We start from the raw sequence: 16,572 nt of genomic DNA, 5'->3' as shown, positions 1-16,572 counted from the left end.
TACCGGGTCCTCGGTCCCTTCTCCGGCACATTCCTGCGCACATACGATGTGAACGGTCGAGGTGAGCGCCCCGCCGAGGAGGAATTGCAGTGACCGAGCAGCCCGCGCCCGAGAACCCCGAGGGCGATGAGCAGCCCATCAAGCAGCGGAAGAACGGCCTCTACCCGGCCGTCTCCGACGAGCTTGCCGCCAACATGACGTCCGGCTGGGCCGACACCGAGCTGCACGACCTGCAGCCGATCCCCCAGGCCGCCGAGACCGCCCGCCGCCGCGCGGAGCTGTCCGCCCGCTTCCCGGGCGAGCGCCTGGTGATCCCGGCCGGCAACCTGCTGACCCGCTCGAACGACACCGAGTACCCGTTCCGCGCCGCGACGGAGTACGTGTACCTCACCGGTGACCAGACCCACGACGGCGTCCTCGTCCTGGAGCCGGCCGGTGAGCAGGGCCACACCGCCACCGTCTACCTGCTGCCCCGCTCCGACCGCGGGAACGGCGAGTTCTGGCTGGACGGCCGCGACGGCGAGCTGTGGGTCGGCCGCCGCCACAGCCTCACCGAGGCCGAGCGGCTGCTGGGCCTGCCCGCGGCGGACGTGCGCGAGCTGCCCGACGCGCTGCGCGCCGGCACCGGCCCGGTCCGTGTCGTGCGCGGCCACGACGCCGGCATCGAGGCGGCCCTCGACGGCCTGGCCGACGCCGAGCGCGACGAGGAGCTGCGCGTCTTCGTCAGCGAGCAGCGCCTGGTGAAGGACGCCTTCGAGATCGGCGAGCTGCAGAAGGCCGTCGACTCCACCGTCCGCGGCTTCGAGGACGTCGTGAAGGTGCTCGACAAGGCCGAGGCGACCAGCGAGCGCTACATCGAGGGAACGTTCTTCCTGCGCGCCCGCGTCGAGGGCAACGACGTCGGCTACGGCTCCATATGCGCCGCCGGCCCGCACGCGACCACCCTGCACTGGGTGCGCAACGACGGCCCCGTCCGCTCCGGCGACCTGCTCCTGCTCGACGCCGGCGTGGAGACCCACACCCTCTACACCGCCGACGTCACCCGCACGCTGCCGATCAGCGGCACGTACACCGACCTGCAGCGGAAGATCTACGACGCGGTGTACGAGGCCCAGGAGGCCGGTATCGCGGCGGTCCGGCCCGGCGCGAAGTACCGCGACTTCCACGACGCCGCCCAGCACGTCCTCGCGACGAAGCTCGTCGAGTGGGGCCTGGTCGAGGGCCCGGTCGAGCGCGTCCTGGAGCTCGGCCTGCAGCGCCGCTGGACCCTGCACGGCACCGGCCACATGCTCGGCCTGGACGTCCACGACTGCGCGGTCGCCCGCACCGAGACCTACGTCGACGGCGTGCTGGAGCCCGGCATGGTGCTCACCGTCGAGCCCGGCCTGTACTTCCAGGCCGACGACCTGAGCGTGCCCGCGGAGTACCGCGGCATCGGCGTGCGCATCGAGGACGACATCCTGGTCACCGAGGACGGCAACCGGAATCTCTCGGCCGGCCTGCCGCGCACCTCCGCCGACGTCGAGGCGTGGATGGCCGCCCTCAAGGGCTGACCCGGCACAGCGCCGCGACCTGCGGCGACAACCCGGCGGACCGGGGGACCCACCGTACGGTGGCCCCCGGTCCGCGGCGTTCGGCGGGTGCTGCAATCCCGAAGGAATCGTTGCATGTTGATTGCCAAGCAAATCGCACGACCGTACCGTTAATCGAAAGCTCGGGGGGAATGGGGGCTGTCATTCTGCGCGGAACCACGGCACAGTTCGCCCCACTCACTCGCTTCCTCCCTCGAAGCACCGCACGGCCACGCCCCGCGTGACCGGCGCGGCGGGCCCGGTCGAACCCGCCCCTTCTCCCGCGCGTTCAACCCGTACGGCACGACTGCGACTTCCGCTCCTAGGGGGGACGATGCCGATCCATCGGAATGGGACGACAGCCACCAGCCGCCACCGGCCCGGCGGAACCGGAACCTTCGGGGACCAGCTGCGCTGGTACCGGGGGCGCGCCGGGCTCACCCAGCGCGAACTCGCCGAGAAGTCCGGCCTGAGCGTGCGGGCCCTGCGCGACATCGAGCAGGGCCGCGTGCAGCAACCGCAGACCAGGACCCTGCAGCGCCTGATGGAATGCCTCGGCCTCGACCCGGAGGAGGTCCGCCGGGCGGGCACGGGCACGGACCCCGGCACGGACGCGGACCCCGAGGCCCATCCGCCGGACGACCGGCTGCGCATCGGCATCCTCGGCCCGCTGCGCATCAGCCTCGGCGGCACCGAACTGGACGTCAGCGCCGCCAAACCCCGGCGATTACTGGCCCTGCTGGCCCTGCACCACCCGCAACCGGTCGGCCTCGGCGAGATCACCCGGGCCCTGTGGCCCACCGACCCGCCCCCCTCGTACCAGGGCCTGATCCACACCTACGTCGGCCAGGTGCGCCGGCTCCTGCTGCCGCCCGGCGCCGGGCCCGCCGCCCCGGCCGCCTCCTACCTGGCACGCACCCACACCGGCTACGCGCTGTGCGTCGAGCGGGACCAGGTCGACCTCACCCGCTTCGAGGACCTCTCCGCCCGGGCCCGGCAGGCCCGCGCTGCCGGGGACACCGCAGCCGCCCACGACCTGGCCGGCCGCGCCTACCGCTGCTGGCGCGGCCCCCTGCTGTCGGACGAACCCCTGCTGACCCAGGACCCGGCCGCCACGGCCGCCGCCAAGCGGCGCATCGACAGCCTCCTGCTGTACGCCGACCTCGCCATGGAACTGCGGCGCCCCGAACAGGTGGTGCACCCGCTGCGCCTGGTCGCCGAGCAGGAACCCCTGCACGAAGGGCTGCAGGCCCGCCTCATGGTGGCCCTGGCCAGCTGCGGCGAGCAATCCGCGGCGCTGAAGGTCTTCACCGAGGTCACCCACCGGCTCGACCGGGAGCTCGGCATCGCCCCCGGCGACGAGATCCGCCGCGCCCACCTGCAGGTGCTGCGCCAGGAGCTGCCCTGGCCGCGCGGCGAGTGGCTGGCCCGCCTGTCCGGACGCGGCGAACGGCCCGCCCCCGTGCCGCCGCGCCACCCTCCCTCGGCGCCGCCGGCCTGCAAACCCTCCCAACTGCCCGGCGAGGCCCGCATCCACGTGGGTCGCGCCGCGGAGACCCGGCAGCTGGACCGGCTGCTCCTCTCCCCCGGCGAGTGGCACGGACAGGTGCCGGTCGCCCTCCTCACCGGGCTCCCCGGCGTGGGCAAGACGGCGCTGGCCCTGCGCTGGGCCCACCGCGTCCGCGAGCGCTTCCCGGACGGCCAGCTGTACGTCGACCTGCACGGCCACTCCGTCCGGCCGCCGCTGCCGGCCGCCGCGGCCCTGACGCTGTTCCTGCGGGCCCTCGGCGTCGCGGACCATCGCCTGCCCACCGCCCCCGACGAGGCGGCGAACACCTACCGCACCCTGCTCTCCGGCCGGCGGGTGCTGATCGTCCTCGACAACGCCGGCACGGCCGAGCAGGTACGCCCCCTGATCCCCGGCAACGCCGAGTGCGCCGTCCTCGTCACGAGCCGCAACACGCTCTCCGGGCTCGTGGCCCGGGAGGGGATCCGCCGCATCGGCCTGGACGCGCTCGGCCCGGACGAGGCCCTGGTGCTGCTCACCCGGCTGCTGGGGCGGGCGCGCACCGAGGCCGAGCCGCAGGCCGCCGCGGAGCTCGTGCAGTACTGCGGGGGGCTGCCGCTGGCGATCCGCATCGTCGCCGCCCACCTCGCCGAGAACCCCGGCGTCGGTCTCGCCGCGTACTGCTCGGAGCTCGGCGACGGCCCGGTGCGGGGCCTGCGGGTCGAGGGGGACCGGCTCTCCTCGATCGAGGCGACCTTCGAACTGTCGTACAGGGCACTGCCGGAGCCGGTGCGGCGCTTCTTCCGCCTGGTGGCCACGACCGACAGCGGAAACGTCACTGCACTCACCATGGCCGAGCGGGCGCGGATGACGCCGTGCGAGGCGATCCGCATGCTGCGCGCCCTCGTCGACGCGAGCCTGGTGCAGGAGTACGCCCACGGCTGCTTCCGCATGCCCGACCTGCTGCGGCGCTATGCGCGGGTCCTGGTGAAGAACGACGATGCCGGTCACCTCCGGGTGGTCCGGTCCTCGACCATGTGATGCGGACGGTCGGAGATCCTCGGGTCAGCCGCCGAGCGCCAGGCGCACGGCGAACGTCCCGAAGACGGCGGCGGTGACCCCATGCGTGAACCGGGCCGCCCGCGGGGAGTGCAGGAAGCGGGCCAGCCGGTGCACCAGCCGCATCCACACCAGGAGCCAGCACAGCCCCATGGCCAGATAGCAGGCGGCCAGCACCGCCACCCCGGCCGCGGGGTCCGCCCCCGCGGGCACGAACTGCGGAAGGAAGGCCATCAGGAACAGGCCCACCTTGGGGTTGGAGCCCGTGCACACCAACCCCTGGGCGAACGCCAGTCGCACCCCGGGCCCCCGCCCGGCGGCCGGCCCGGGCGCCGCTGCCGCCGGCGCGGGCGGGCGCAGCGCCGACCGCAGGGCGAGGACGGCCCAGGCCACCAGCACGAGCGCCCCCGCCCAGCGGAACGCCGTGAACAGCTGCGGCCGTGTGGTCAGCAGCGCGGCCAGACCGGCCGCGCCCAGGGCCGCCTGGGCGGCCCCCGCCGCGATCATGCCGATCGCGGCGGCGGCCGCCGCCCGGCGGGTGCCGCCCAGCACCAGGCGGGTGATCAGGGCGAGGTCGGGCCCCGGCGTCATGATCACCAGCAGGGAGCTGGTCACGAAGGCGACCGCGTCGACGACTCCTCCTCGACGACCAGGCGCTCCTCGAGCGCACGGACCGTGGCGTAGTCCTCCAGCAGTTGCTCCTCCTCGGGATGGGAGAGGATCACGAAGCCGAAGTTCAGGCTGTCGACCAGGTCCTTGGTGAGGGAAATCCGGTCGCCGTCGGAGAGGTTGAGCACCGAGAAGTGGTGGCTGGGCAGGGTGCGTATCGCCTCCAGCGGCGCCGTGCTGCGCACCGTCCCGGCCCGGCGGGCCATGTGGAAGACGCACATCTGGTGGGCGCGCAGGGTGTACCCCCGGGGCGGCTCCTCCCCGGCCAGCCAGCGCACCGTACGGTCGATCTGACTGTCACCGGTGGCGTTGCGGTTGAACCGGGGCTGGCCGCCGCCGTGCGGGCGGGCCCCGAGCTCGATGAGCACCGGCCCCTCCGCCGTGCCCATGACCTCCACATGGGCCGCACCGACCCGCATGCCCACGGCGTCCAGGACGCCGAAGACGTACTCGGTGAGGCCCGCGACCGCCGCGTCGTCCGGAGGCAGCCAGCGCATCGTGTCGTAGACGGCCATGTGCGGGCCGTTGTCGACCTTTCGATAGGCGCATACGTCGACAAGGGAATGCCGACCGTCGTGGCTGAAGGTGTCCACCACGTACTCGGTGCCCGTGACGAACTTCTGCACGATCAGGCGGTCGTCGACCTCGCCGAACTGATTGACGCGACCGAGCTGCCGCTCGAAGACCGCCCGCCAGTCGGCGCCGCCCGGCAACTTGACCACACCGTCCGTGCTGGCGCTCTTGGGCGGCTTGAGCACCAGATCCGCGCCCTGGAGGCGCTCCTTCTCCAGCCATTCCTGCACCTCGCCGGCATCGGCGGTGCAGATCTGCGGGATGACCGGCAGCCCGGCCGCGGCGACGGCCTCGGCCATGCGGCTCTTGTCGCGGCGCGCCTCGGCCAGGTGCGGCACGTTGCAGCGGCCGGGCACCAGGAGCGGGGCCAGCCGCTCGGCCAGCTCCACGCCCGACTCGCAGCCCGCGACGACGGCCCGCGGCGCGCGGCCGGCCAACTGCCGGACGACCGCATCAAGATCACCCTCGTACACCACGGTGTCGGGGAAATCCTGCGGGCGGAAGGAGGAGGCATAGGCCTCCGGGGGCTGCGGGCCGGTGAGCACGGCCACGGCCGGAATGCCGTGCCGGGCGAGGGCCTCGGCGAACAGCGCACCCGAGGAGTAGGGGTCGACGACGACGCAGGGGCCCTGTCCCCACCCCGTGCGGTGCTCAGGCGTGGTCACGGCCGGCACCTCCCGCCGCCAGGGCGGACACCGCCGCGCAGTAGCGGGCGAAGAACTCCCCCGCGGGTCGGCTGACCCGGCGGGCGCGCACCGGTGCGTGCACCATGCCCTCCTCCATCACGTACTCCACAGGGGTGCCGTGCTCGCGCAGCAGACCTGCGTACTTCTCGGCGTCCACGCGCAGCGAGTCCATCTCGCAGCCCACGACGTAGGCCGGGGGCAGCTCGTGGAACGCGCCGCCCAGGAGCGGGGAGACGTACGGATCCTCGGCCTGGCCGGGCCGCGGGCAGTAGCAGCCGGTGTAGAACTCCATCTCGCCCCCGGACAGCAGCGGCGCGTCCTCGCCGCCCTGCCGCCAGCGGGTGAAGTCGAGCACCGGGCTGATCACCGCCTGGCCGCGCAGGCGCGGGCCGCCGCGGTCGCGGGTCATCATCGACAGCACCACCGCCATGTTCGCCCCGGAGCTCTCCCCGCAGATCACCGCCGCAGCGGGGTCGAGCCCGCCGAGGCCGAGCGCGGGCAGACCGGCGAGCGTGCCGCACAGCCCCGCATAACAGTCCTCGACGGGACCCGGGAAGGGGTGCTCGGGCGCGGTGCCGAAGTCGAGGGCGACGGTCACCAGGCCGGTGCGGGCGGCCAGTTCGGCGACGAGGCTGTGGTGGCTGTGCAGCGAGCCGATGACGAACCCGCCGCCGCGTATGTAGAACAGCACAGCGCTGCCGGTGCGTTCGACCGGCTCGTAGACCCGGACCCGGGCCGTGCGCCCCTCGTGGGAGACCGTCGCATCGCGGTGCCGGACGCCCTCGGGCACGGGGACGGGCAGCACCTCGGTGAGCCCGTCGTACAGCGCGCGCTGCCGCTCCACGGGATAGGTGTAGAAGTCGGGAGGCAGCGCGCGGTCGACCGTCGCCACGAACTCCTCGATGCCCTCTGCGTAGGCCATGCGCCTAGCTCGCTTTCGCGTCGTGACGGCCCGGCTCGGCGCCGGCGTCGGTCTCCTCGTCCGCGCCGGCGCGCGGCCCGGTCATGCCGGTCAGGGTGGCGGCCACGGCCACCGCCGTCAGCGCGCCGCACATCCACCAGGTGGCCGCGGGCGACGCCGACCACACCGCGACGCCCGCCACCGGGCCGATCGCGTAGCCGATCTGGAACGGGAAGGCCGCTGCCGCTATGTACCGGCCGCGCAGGTGCGGCGGGGCGACGTGCCCCGGGTACGCGGACGCGCTCGGGGTGCCGATCATCTCGCCCACCGTCCACACCACGGTGGCCACGACGAACATCGCCATCCCGGTGCCCGCCACGTACAGGTTCATCCCGACGCCGACCAGCCCGATGCCCAGCGCCACCGCGATCCTGGCGGGCAGGTGCTGCACGTACTTGGTGATGAGCAGCTCCAGCGCGATCACCATGATCGCGTTGAGCGACAGCAGCGTCGAGTAGAACGTCGTGCCGTACCCGTCGGACTTCAGCTGCAGCGGCAGCGCGGAGGTGTGCTGGATGTACACCAGCGCGTTGAGGAAGAGGGCCAGCAGGAAGAGCATGTACCGCCGGTCGCGCACCACTGCCGCATACGACCGGACAGGGGCGTCCTCCTCCGCCGTGACGGCCCCGGTGCGGTCCCCGGAGCGGGTGAGCACCAGGGCGCACAGGGCGAAGCCGATCTGTGCCGCCGCCTCGATGTAGAAGATGAGGTCGTAGGAGTAGCTGATGAGGAGCGCGCCGAGCAACGGGCCTATGGTCGTACCCAGGTTGAACGCCATGCGGTAGATGGCGAACACCATGACGTGGTGCTCCTTGGGCGTGCGCTCCACCAGCAGCGCCGAGGAGGCCGGGCGGTACGCCTGGGCCACCACGCCGATCAGGGCCGCCACCACGACGATCAGCGGCAGGCTGGTGAGATAGACCAGGCTGAGCGTGAGCGCTCCGGCGAGCGCCATCGAGCCCGCGATCGTCCGGGCGTAGCCGAGCCGGTCGGAGAGCGAGCCGCCCAGCAGGACGCCCACCACCGTGCCGACACCGTAGGCACCGAGCGCGAAGGCCGCGTCGGTGGCGGAGATGCCCTTGTCGGTGAGGTAGAGCACCAGGTAGATCTGCAGGAAGTTGCCCAGCCGGTTGATGAGCATGCCGCCGAGCACGAGCCAGATGGGCCCGGGGATGCCCCGCAGCGTCTGCATGACCGAGGGCTTGGCGGCCTTCGGCGCGGGAGCGGGTGGCTGTCCGGTCGTGGTCATCTGGCCGGGCCCTCCAGGGGCCGGCCCTTGAGCTCGACGATCCGCGGGGCGTCGGCGAGCGCGGCCCGCGCCTGCTCCACCGAGTCGGCGAGCGCGACAACGCGACCGTAGCGGGAGATGTACCCGCGGGGCGGCAGGCGCAGCACGGCCCCGGCATCCGCCATTTCCGTGGCGCTGTGGATCGACGGCGTGAACCGCTCCTCGTGGACGGTCACCGCCTCCACCTCGACGTCCTGCTCGGGGTAGAGGAAGCGGACGGCCGCCGCCTTGCGGTGCCGGACCGTGGTGTCGGGACGCCGGCCCGCGGCCGCGTCCGCCGCCGCGAGGGCGACGTCGACGCCGGTGGTCAGGTGCCCGAGGTAGGGGATCATGTCGCCGCCGAGGCGGGCGTTGACCTCCATCAGCTTCGGACCGTCGGGCGTCAGGCGGAACTCGGTGTGGCTGACGCCGGTGGTGAGGCCCAGCGCGGCGTGGCTGCGCCGCAGGGCGTCGAGGAGCACCGGGTCGGACAGCAGCGGGTCGGCGCCGTCCACCTCGTGGCCGATCTCCTCGAAGTAGGGCGCCATGCCGACCTCCTTGTGCGCGACGACGAGCGGGGTGCACTCGCCCTCGAAGCAGACGGAGTCGACGCTGATCTCCGGCCCGTCGACGAACTCCTCGACCAGCACGGAGACGTCGTAGACGGGAACGCCGGGGTAGGAGGCGCCCGCGGCGGCCGCGTAGGCGTCGGCCAGCTCCCCGGCGCTGCCGGCCTTGCGCACGCCCAGGCTGCCCGCGAGACCGCGCGGCTTGAGCACGACGGGATAGCCGATCTTCTCCGCGGCGGCCTCGGCCTCGGCCTGCGACCGCACGCCGATCGAGACCGGCTGGGCCACACCGGCCCGCTCCAGCGCCGTTCTGCCCGCGAGCTTGTCCCGGCAGGCGGTGACGGCCTCGGGGCTGTTGCCCGGCAGCCCGAGGGCCTGCACGATGTGCGCGGCCGGGGCGATCAGCCCCTCGTCGTAGCAGAACATGCCCGCCACCGGGTGCTCGGCGGCCACGCGGCGGGCGGCTTCGACGAGCGGCTCCGGGCGCGTGTTGTCGACGATCGTGCTGCCGACGACGTACGGCCGCTCCCACGTCACCTCCGCGGGCTGCAGGAGCCACAGCGCATACCGCCGGGCGACCGCTTGGAGAATGAACTCCCTGCTGCGCCGGCTGCTGCTGCCCACCAGAAGCAACAGCGGCTTCTCGCCGTCCCACCCCATGTTCCGCTCCCTCACGTCTCGAATCGCTCCTGCGGCCGGTGCGGCCGCGGGAGGTGCCCCCACTGCGCGCATTCGGCGGTCACCGGTTGAAACACCGGATCGGCCGCTGCCGTTGCACGGGCCCCCTCCCGTGGTGCGGCGGGGGTCAAAGGGGGCACCGGGCCGCCAGTTCCGGTGCCAGGGTCCGGTGTTCCCGCCTCACCCCGGCCTCCCCCTCCGCCGCCGGGTCCGTGCCCCAGGCGGCGGGCCGGTCGGGGAAGACGGCGGTCACCGTGCCGCCCACCCGGACCGCGGGGATCTCCGCGCGCAGCCGCGCGACCGACGTCTTCATCTCGTGCCACGGGCACACCAGCCGCACGGCGTCCGCGGTGGGGGCGGCCAGGTGCAGGGGGCCGCCGCGGTGCGGGCACCGGGCCCGCATCACGAACCCCCGGCCCGCCACCGTCGCGTAGACGTACGGGGTGCCGGCGACGACGACGCAGTTGTCCCGTCCGGCGACGGGGAAGGTCACGACAGGCACGCGCGGTAGTCCCCCACGGAGTGGATCTCGTAGACGCATTCCTCGGACAGGATGTCGGCGCCGTGCAGCCGGTTGCGCCTGATCACGACGCCCTCGCCCGCCTGCAGGGTCAGCGACGAGCCGAGCCCGCTCTCGAAGCGCATGGTGCCGGAGACGATGTGGCACAGCTCGTCGCCGTCGTGGCAGTGGGTGTTGGACAACTCGCCGCGCGGCTCGACCAAGTGGGCGACCGGCGCCTGCACCCGGCCCTGCCGGATGCCCTCGAAGACCGGACCGTGGAGCTTCTTGAGCTCCGGCTGGTCGTCCATCCACCGGATCTGCTCGGCGAAGTCGTGGTCGCCGATCTCCAGCAGCAGGCGGTACTCCTCGATGCCGCGGACGAGCTCCGGGATGATCCCCTCGCCGTGCGCCTCCAGCAGCGGCTTGATGATCTTCTCGCGGGCCATGCGGCCGTGGTGCTGGTCGATGTGGACGTGCTCGGTGAAGTACTCGGTGTCCACCGTGTCGCCGAACACGCCGCGCAGCAGCCGGTCGGCCCGGCGGCAGAAGTCGACCAGCGAGCTCTCGGTGTAGTAGAGGGCGCCCACGTAGCGGAAGAAGAGTTCGTGGTTCTTGCCCAGGTAATGGAAGTAATTGTTCAACAGGAGGCTGCTGTTGAGGTAGTACTGCCAGTACCGGTGGACATCCGACTCCAGGCCGACCGACTCCAGAGTCCGCTCGTACAGGGTGCTGTGCTTCGTCTCGTGCACCCCGTAGCCGTACTCGTCGATGACGACCTTGAACCACTCCGACTGGGCCCTGCCGTAGTAGCCGAGCACATTGCGCATCATCGGGGACGCCTCGGAGAGGAAGTCCGGTGCGAACTGCACCAGCCACATCCGCGCGGCGCGCTCCGGATCGGCGGAGCCGGTGATGGTGCGCTCGAACGGCGACTGCTCCTCCTCGCTCTCCATGACCAGCGAGTCCAGGTAGCTGTCGAGGCTCTCCGTCGTCCAGGTGCCGGAGGTCTCCACCTCCTCGTCGAGGAAGCCGAAGGCGTAGCGCTCCAGGGCCGGGCGGATCCGCTCGCCCAGCGCCCGGTTGCCCGGGCTGTAGAAGGCGCGGAAGTCCTCCTCCTTGCCCTTGAGGCCGGACTTGGGGAAGAAGACGAGATCGGCCTCGTAGATGCTGGTCAGCAGGCGGTTCACGGCCAGGCTGGTGTAGTCGAGGACGTTCGCCCGGCCCGGCACCGCGTCGAAGTCGAGGTGCGGGAGCACCTGCGGGCGCAGCTGGCGGCGGTAGGGGTTGTCGTGGTTCAGCCAGTCCTCGTTGTCGAGGTAGATGGGGTTGGTGGCGTACTGCACCACGGCGTCGCGCAGTTCCTTGCCACTGAGTTCGAACGGTATGTGCTGCGGGACGTGACTCATTACTCGCTCCCTTGTCCTCAGAGGTGCACGCTCAGCTGGAAGTCGCTCCACCGCAGGCGGAAGGGGACCTGCTCCCCCGCCTTGACCGGCACCGGCTTCTCGAAGGGGACCCACCCCTGCATCCAGTGCGACGTGGTGTTGCGGGGCGAATTGCTCAGCGTGATGCCGTCGTCCAGGTCGAGCTCGAACCAGACCACCAGGGCGTGGACCTCGCCGTCGTCCGTCGCGGTCAGCGACACCGGGCGCTCGCCCGCCTCCAGCGGGTCGTGCACGAGGTCGAACTCCAGGACGCGGTCGGCGTGCGACATCAGCCGGTGCGGCCAGGTGCCCAGCCGTACGGGGAAGTGCCCGCGGGTGGCCAGCGTGTTCATCAGCGAGACGTCGAAGGAGTCGGCCATGGCGACCTGGTTGAGCTTCACGGCGGCCTCGCTGTGCACCAGCTGCCCGATCAGCCGCGCGCTCGTGGGCAGCATGACGGCGTCCGGGGCCAGCAGGTGCTCGCGGGCGTGCCGCACGGAGGGCAGCAGGCCCTCGCCGATCAGGCCGCAGTCGACGATCTCGGAGACCAGGACGTCCACCGGGCCGTCGAGGTCCTTGCCGACCTCCAGCTCGTGCGACGGCTTACCGATCACCGTGATCGTCCCCGACAGGTCGTGCGCGTCGACGACCTGCCGGGCGACCTCGGCCAGCAGCGGGTTCATCTCGCACGTGACGACCTTGCGGGCGCCGGCCCGGGCCGCGGCCATGGCGAGCAGCCCGCTGCCGGAGCCGATGTCCAGCACGCTCGCCCCCGGTGGGATCACCCGCTCCATGGCGGTGACCAGGGCGTCGTTGCGCTCGGCGTCGTTGAGCATGGGGAAGTGCCAGCGCGGCACCGTCCGGCGGGCGATGCGCGCGAAGGCGTCCGAATCGGTGGACAGCCCGTCCGCCGGGCCCCGCAGGAGCGAGGACGCCTGTTCGGCGATCTCGCTCATCTCCTGGGCCAGCGACTGCAGCGAGGCCACCAGCAGGCGGTGCTGCGGACTGTTCGGCGAGGTGTTCGCGCCGCCCGGTCCGGCACCCGCCCAGGACGCCGCGATCTCTCCGATCTCTTCGATCTCTCCGACATGTGCCTGCTGCATGTGCACCACTGCTCCTCACGCCTTCTCGCCGGGTCGACCGTGGTGCGAGGCCGGCCTTGTCGACCTTCAAGATCTCGGCGCCCCCGCACTGCGACCGTACGGAGGAAAGGGGGAAGCCGATCTGCAGCGCGTCTTCACCGCGAACGGCAGTTCCTACCGCGCGGTTGACATGGACACAGTGCGGTGACCTGGGCGGACGCGAGCAGGGCGTACCGGCGGTCACAAGGCGGCAGATTCCGCCGCGCCGCGCCGGTTGATTGCGGCGCCGGCGACCGCCGCGCGCGGCGCGGCCGGCGGTGTGACGTCGGCCACCATGGCGCCCCGTAGGGGCGCGGGGCAGTGCCATCTGCGGCTGCCGCCGCGGGGGCGCGACAAGCCACGGGCGGCCTGCGGCCGACGCGCCGGGGCGAAGCTCGGCACCCCGTCTGCGGGCACGTCGTGGCTTGTCGCGCAGTTCCCCGCGCCCCTACGGGGCTCGCCCTACGAGGCCTGGAGGAGGGCGCCCGCCGGCGGGGCGCCGTCCCGCCACTTGAGGATCTTGTCGAAGCTCACCACCGCACCGGCTCTGCCGGGCCGGTTGCGCACCCGCACGTGATCCGTGAGGGAGGCGATCAAATAAAGACCCCGGCCGTGTTCCTCGTGAACGCCGGCCGGGGCCTTGGTGTACGTGGCGCGGGCCGTGCGGGCGGCGCGCCTGCGGGGATCGGTGAACCCTGGTCCCGAATCGGTCACCTCGATACGACAGGTGTCGCCGTCGATCACGGCGGTGACCCGGTAGCCGGACGATGCGTCACCCCCGTGCTCGACGGCGTTCGCACACGCCTCGCTCAAGGCGATGGCCAGGTCGTACGAGGTCTCGGGGTCGACGCCGGCCGTCTCCATGGCACCGATCAGCAGCCGCCTTGCGAGCGGAACGCTCGCGGCCTCGCGCCGCAAGTGGAGTGACCACCAAATGCTCATGCTCAGCCTCCTGGCTGCGGCTCGACATACCGATACCTATAGCCGCACCACGCGCCCGGTAAGCCTGTCGGCCCTGTGAGTCCCCTCATTCGGCCGACGCGCCGAGTGGGTGAAATCGTGTAAGGGAGTGGTCGTGGAAGCGCGCGGGACCCGTGCGCAGGCCGGGCACCCTGCTTCCTAGATCGCCCGGAGGCGGTGGGATGATGGCGCAGCCATGCCTCAACCCGTCGCGCGCGCCGGCGCCGATCTGCGACTGACCCGGGCCGCGGTGTTCACCGCGGTCTGTGTCGTGCTGTCCGCGGGCGGGCACGTGCTGGCGTCCTGCGCCGGGGTACCGCTGTGGACCCTGGCCGCGGGTTGCGCGCTGGTCTTCGCGGTGGCCGTGCCACTGGCCGGGCGGGAACGCTCGCTGCCGGGCATCGCGGCCGCACTGGCCGTCGGCCAGCTCGCGCTGCACGCCCTCTTCGGGCTCGGCCAGGCCCGCGCGGGCGCGATGCCCGCCCCCGGGCGGGGCGGCCACGAGGGCCGTCTCATCGACTTCGCCGGCCAGCTGCTGTGCGACCAGCGGCCGCTGTCCGCGGCCGAGGCGCGGCGCGTCGTGACCGACGCCGGTCTCGACCCCGCGGTGCACCCGGCCCTGGCCGCACCCGCCACCGGCGCGGCCGCGCCCGGCACCGGTCACACCTCGCTCGCGCACGCCCTGCTGCCCTCGCTGCCGATGGTCCTGGGCCACCTGCTGGCCGCCGTCGCCCTGGGCTGGCTGCTGCGGCGCGGCGAAGCGGCACTGTGGCGGCTGGTGCGCCTGTCCGCCGGCCCCGCCCGACAGCTGGCCGGGGCCGCGCTGCTCGGCGCCCTGCGCGCCGCCCTCGCGCTGGTGCGCGTGCGCGTACGGGCCCTGCAGGCCCCCGTCGTCGTACGGCGCCGCAGCGCGGCCGACGACGAGCGCCCGGCCCGGGAACCGGAGCTCCAGCACTTCGTGATCAGGCGGGGACCTCCGGCCTGCGCCCTCGCGGCCTGACCGACGCGACGCACCGCCGCCCGCAGGGCGGGAAAGGGGCCGTTCGCGCCGTCGCCGCACGCGCGCCACCCCTTTTTCCCTCCTGCCATCGATCGGAGTCCTCCCATGACCGCGTCCCGTCGTCCGCTCGCCGCCCGCACCTCCCTCGTCGCCGGCCTGGCCGCGGGCAGCCTGCTGCTGCTCTCCGGCCCCGCCTTCGCCCACGTCGGCGTGCAGCCGGGTACCGCCGAGAAGGGCGGCTACAGCACCATCAACATCAAGGTGCCCAACGAGAAGGACAACGCCTCCACGGTCAAGCTCGAGCTCAGCCTCGACCCCAAGCACCCGCTGGCCTCCGTGATGCCGCAGGCCGTGCCGGGCTGGGAGGTGAAGGTGGAGAAGACCAAGCTCGACAAGCCGCTGCAGATGCACGGCAAGACCATCGACGAGGCCGTCAGCAAGGTCACCTGGACCGGCGGCAAGATCGAGCCGGGGCAGTTCCAGCAGTTCCCGCTGTCGGTCGGCCAGCTGCCCACCGACGCCGACGAGCTGGTCTTCAAGGCGCTGCAGACCTACTCCGACGACGAGGTCGTGCGCTGGATCGACCCGTCCAAGCCGGGCGGCGAGGAGCCCGAGCACCCGGCCCCGGTCCTCAAGCTCGTGGCCAAGGGCACGGCCGGCGCGGCGGGCGGCCACTCGCACGACGACAAGGCCGACAAGAAGGACGAGGCGAAGGGCGGCGTCACCGCCGAGGCGGCCGACGGCGACAAGGACGCGAGCGACGGCACCGCCCGTGCCCTGGGCATCGCCGGCATCGTCGTCGGCGCGGCCGGCGTGGCCTTCGGCGTGCTGGCCGGTCGCCGCCGCACCGCCGCCTGACCGAGCAGCACCGACTTCCTGGAGAAGCACCCATGCGCACCAAGCTCCTGGGCGCGGCCCTCGCCGTGGCGGCCGCGCTCACCCTCACCGCCTGCGGCGGCGGATCCGGCGACGGCGGCGACAAGCCCGCCGCGGACGTCTCCGCCGAGCCGCAGAAGACCGGGGCGATCACCCTGGACACGCCGAAGGCCAAGCCCGACCTCGTGCTGAGCGACACCTCCGGCAAGAAGTACGAGCTGGTCAAGGAGACCAAGGGCCGCCCGGTCCTGCTCTACTTCGGCTACACCTACTGCCCCGACGTCTGCTCGACGGTGATCTCCGACGTCGCGGCCGCCGAGAAGAAGCTGCCCAAGGCCGATCAGGACCGGCTGCAGGTCGTCTTCGTCACCACCGACCCCGAGCGCGACACCCCCGAGCGGATGCGCACGTGGCTCGACGCCCAGGGCGGGCAGGACATCGTCGGCCTGACCGGCGACTTTGACACGATCCAGGCGGCGGCCAAGCCGCTGGGCATCCTCGTGGAGAAGCCGAAGAAGGAGAAGGACGGCTCGGTGACCGTCAGCCACGGCGCCGAGGTCGTCGGCTTCTCGCCGAAGGACGACGCCGGCCACTGGATCTACACCACGTCCACCACGTCCGAGCAGTACGCCAAGGATCTCCCGAAGATCGTCAAGGGGGAGAACCCGTGATGCGCAAGAGCACCGTCCTCACCGCCGCCGCCCTGCCGCTCGTCGTCGCCGGCGCCCTGCTGATGGTCACCGGCTGCCAGTCGGAGAAGGACGCGCTGTCCTCGAACAAGCCGGAGCTGTCCGTCAGCGGCGCCTACATGCCGCAGCCGGCGATGGACGACATGGCCGCCGCCTACTTCACCGTCGAGAACGACGGCGGCAAGGCCGACACGCTGACCAAGGTCACCAGCCCGCTCTCCTCCGACGTCACCCTGCACACCACCGAGGGCTCGCAGATGAAGCACGCCCCGCAGCTGCAGGTGCCCGCCAACGGCAAGCTCGCGCTCTCGCGCGGCGGCACCCACCTGATGCTCGGCAAGCTCGGCCACAAGCCGCAGGTGGGCGAGAAGGTGGAGTTCACGCTGCACTTCGCGGACTCCGCGCCGATCACCGTCAAGGTGCCGGTGCAGAGCGCGTCGTACCGTCCGGCGGGCTGACG

The 16,572-nt window shown here is 72.6% G+C and carries 15 protein-coding genes; 6 read left to right on the top strand and 9 right to left on the bottom strand.

Annotated features, from left to right (window positions below; genetic code table 11):
- The first annotated feature begins 89 nt into the window (after positions 1 to 89).
- On the top strand, positions 90 to 1,553 hold the full coding sequence (locus tag AC27L3_RS08905) for an aminopeptidase P family protein (RefSeq protein ID WP_487233440.1): 1,464 nt from the start codon (positions 90 to 92) through the stop codon (positions 1,551 to 1,553).
- Positions 1,554 to 1,905: 352 nt separating this feature from the next.
- Positions 1,906 to 4,119, top strand: a complete 2,214-nt coding sequence (locus AC27L3_RS08900) for a BTAD domain-containing putative transcriptional regulator (RefSeq protein WP_487233439.1) — start codon at positions 1,906 to 1,908, stop codon at positions 4,117 to 4,119.
- Positions 4,120 to 4,143: 24 nt separating this feature from the next.
- Here the strand turns inward: AC27L3_RS08900 and AC27L3_RS08895 are convergent, their stop codons facing one another.
- The 9 genes from AC27L3_RS08895 to AC27L3_RS08855 form a co-directional block, all read right to left on the bottom strand.
- Positions 4,144 to 4,752, bottom strand: a complete 609-nt coding sequence (locus tag AC27L3_RS08895; RefSeq protein WP_487233438.1) for a LysE family translocator — start codon at positions 4,750 to 4,752, stop codon at positions 4,144 to 4,146.
- Entirely contained in the window at positions 4,749 to 6,044 is a 1,296-nt protein-coding gene (locus AC27L3_RS08890) for an ATP-grasp domain-containing protein (protein WP_487233437.1), read from the bottom strand. The genes AC27L3_RS08895 and AC27L3_RS08890 overlap by 4 nt, the downstream gene beginning before the upstream one ends.
- Positions 6,031 to 6,987 carry an alpha/beta hydrolase gene (locus AC27L3_RS08885; RefSeq protein ID WP_487233436.1) on the bottom strand — a complete coding sequence of 319 codons (957 nt, stop codon included), beginning with the start codon at positions 6,985 to 6,987 and terminating at the stop codon, positions 6,031 to 6,033. Before AC27L3_RS08885 ends, AC27L3_RS08890 begins: the two co-directional genes overlap by 14 nt.
- A gap of 4 nt (positions 6,988 to 6,991) precedes the next feature.
- Entirely contained in the window at positions 6,992 to 8,275 is a 1,284-nt protein-coding gene (locus AC27L3_RS08880) for an MDR family MFS transporter (RefSeq protein ID WP_487233435.1), read from the bottom strand.
- Positions 8,272 to 9,537 (bottom strand): ATP-grasp domain-containing protein, encoded by a 1,266-nt coding sequence (locus tag AC27L3_RS08875; protein WP_487233434.1) that lies wholly within the window; start codon positions 9,535 to 9,537, stop codon positions 8,272 to 8,274. The genes AC27L3_RS08880 and AC27L3_RS08875 overlap by 4 nt, the downstream gene beginning before the upstream one ends.
- A gap of 130 nt (positions 9,538 to 9,667) precedes the next feature.
- Entirely contained in the window at positions 9,668 to 10,042 is a 375-nt protein-coding gene (locus AC27L3_RS08870) for a Rieske 2Fe-2S domain-containing protein (RefSeq protein WP_487233433.1), read from the bottom strand.
- Positions 10,030 to 11,448, bottom strand: a complete 1,419-nt coding sequence (locus AC27L3_RS08865) for an iron-containing redox enzyme family protein (protein WP_487233432.1) — start codon at positions 11,446 to 11,448, stop codon at positions 10,030 to 10,032. The genes AC27L3_RS08870 and AC27L3_RS08865 overlap by 13 nt, the downstream gene beginning before the upstream one ends.
- 17 nt (positions 11,449 to 11,465) lie before the next feature.
- Positions 11,466 to 12,569, bottom strand: coding sequence for a 50S ribosomal protein L11 methyltransferase (locus AC27L3_RS08860; RefSeq protein ID WP_487233431.1), 1,104 nt, complete (start codon positions 12,567 to 12,569; stop codon positions 11,466 to 11,468).
- Between the two features lie 480 nt (positions 12,570 to 13,049).
- Complete coding sequence (locus AC27L3_RS08855) at positions 13,050 to 13,529, bottom strand: ATP-binding protein (RefSeq protein WP_365965072.1); 480 nt, start codon at positions 13,527 to 13,529, stop codon at positions 13,050 to 13,052.
- Between the two features lie 214 nt (positions 13,530 to 13,743).
- On the opposite strand from AC27L3_RS08855, the gene AC27L3_RS08850 reads away from it, so the two are divergent.
- The 4 genes from AC27L3_RS08850 (at position 13,744) to AC27L3_RS08835 (ending at position 16,570) form a co-directional block, all read left to right on the top strand.
- A complete protein-coding gene (locus AC27L3_RS08850) occupies positions 13,744 to 14,547 on the top strand; it encodes a hypothetical protein (protein WP_487233430.1) in 804 nt (267 codons plus the stop codon).
- 105 nt (positions 14,548 to 14,652) lie between these two features.
- Entirely contained in the window at positions 14,653 to 15,405 is a 753-nt protein-coding gene (locus AC27L3_RS08845) for a YcnI family copper-binding membrane protein (RefSeq protein ID WP_487233429.1), read from the top strand.
- A gap of 32 nt (positions 15,406 to 15,437) precedes the next feature.
- On the top strand, positions 15,438 to 16,094 hold the full coding sequence (locus tag AC27L3_RS08840; protein ID WP_487233428.1) for an SCO family protein: 657 nt from the start codon (positions 15,438 to 15,440) through the stop codon (positions 16,092 to 16,094).
- Positions 16,094 to 16,570, top strand: a complete 477-nt coding sequence (locus AC27L3_RS08835; RefSeq protein WP_487233427.1) for a copper chaperone PCu(A)C — start codon at positions 16,094 to 16,096, stop codon at positions 16,568 to 16,570. Before AC27L3_RS08840 ends, AC27L3_RS08835 begins: the two co-directional genes overlap by 1 nt.
- Positions 16,571 to 16,572: the final 2 nt, after the last annotated feature.

The sequence above is a fragment of the Streptomyces sp. PKA51 genome (assembly GCF_057552455.1).
Note: the sequence above shows the minus strand (reverse complement) of the source record. Positions and strands in the feature narration are given on the sequence as shown.

Coding starts and splice junctions, on each gene's coding strand:
- AC27L3_RS08900 (WP_487233439.1), top strand. CDS start 1,906: ATGCCGATCCATCGGAATGGGACGACAGCCACCAGCCGCCACCGGCCC.
- AC27L3_RS08885 (WP_487233436.1), bottom strand. CDS start 6,987: ATGGCCTACGCAGAGGGCATCGAGGAGTTCGTGGCGACGGTCGACCGC.
- AC27L3_RS08880 (WP_487233435.1), bottom strand. CDS start 8,275: ATGACCACGACCGGACAGCCACCCGCTCCCGCGCCGAAGGCCGCCAAG.
- AC27L3_RS08865 (WP_487233432.1), bottom strand. CDS start 11,448: ATGAGTCACGTCCCGCAGCACATACCGTTCGAACTCAGTGGCAAGGAA.
- AC27L3_RS08860 (WP_487233431.1), bottom strand. CDS start 12,569: ATGCAGCAGGCACATGTCGGAGAGATCGAAGAGATCGGAGAGATCGCG.
- AC27L3_RS08855 (WP_365965072.1), bottom strand. CDS start 13,529: ATGAGCATTTGGTGGTCACTCCACTTGCGGCGCGAGGCCGCGAGCGTT.
- AC27L3_RS08850 (WP_487233430.1), top strand. CDS start 13,744: ATGCCTCAACCCGTCGCGCGCGCCGGCGCCGATCTGCGACTGACCCGG.
- AC27L3_RS08845 (WP_487233429.1), top strand. CDS start 14,653: ATGACCGCGTCCCGTCGTCCGCTCGCCGCCCGCACCTCCCTCGTCGCC.
- AC27L3_RS08840 (WP_487233428.1), top strand. CDS start 15,438: ATGCGCACCAAGCTCCTGGGCGCGGCCCTCGCCGTGGCGGCCGCGCTC.
- AC27L3_RS08835 (WP_487233427.1), top strand. CDS start 16,094: ATGCGCAAGAGCACCGTCCTCACCGCCGCCGCCCTGCCGCTCGTCGTC.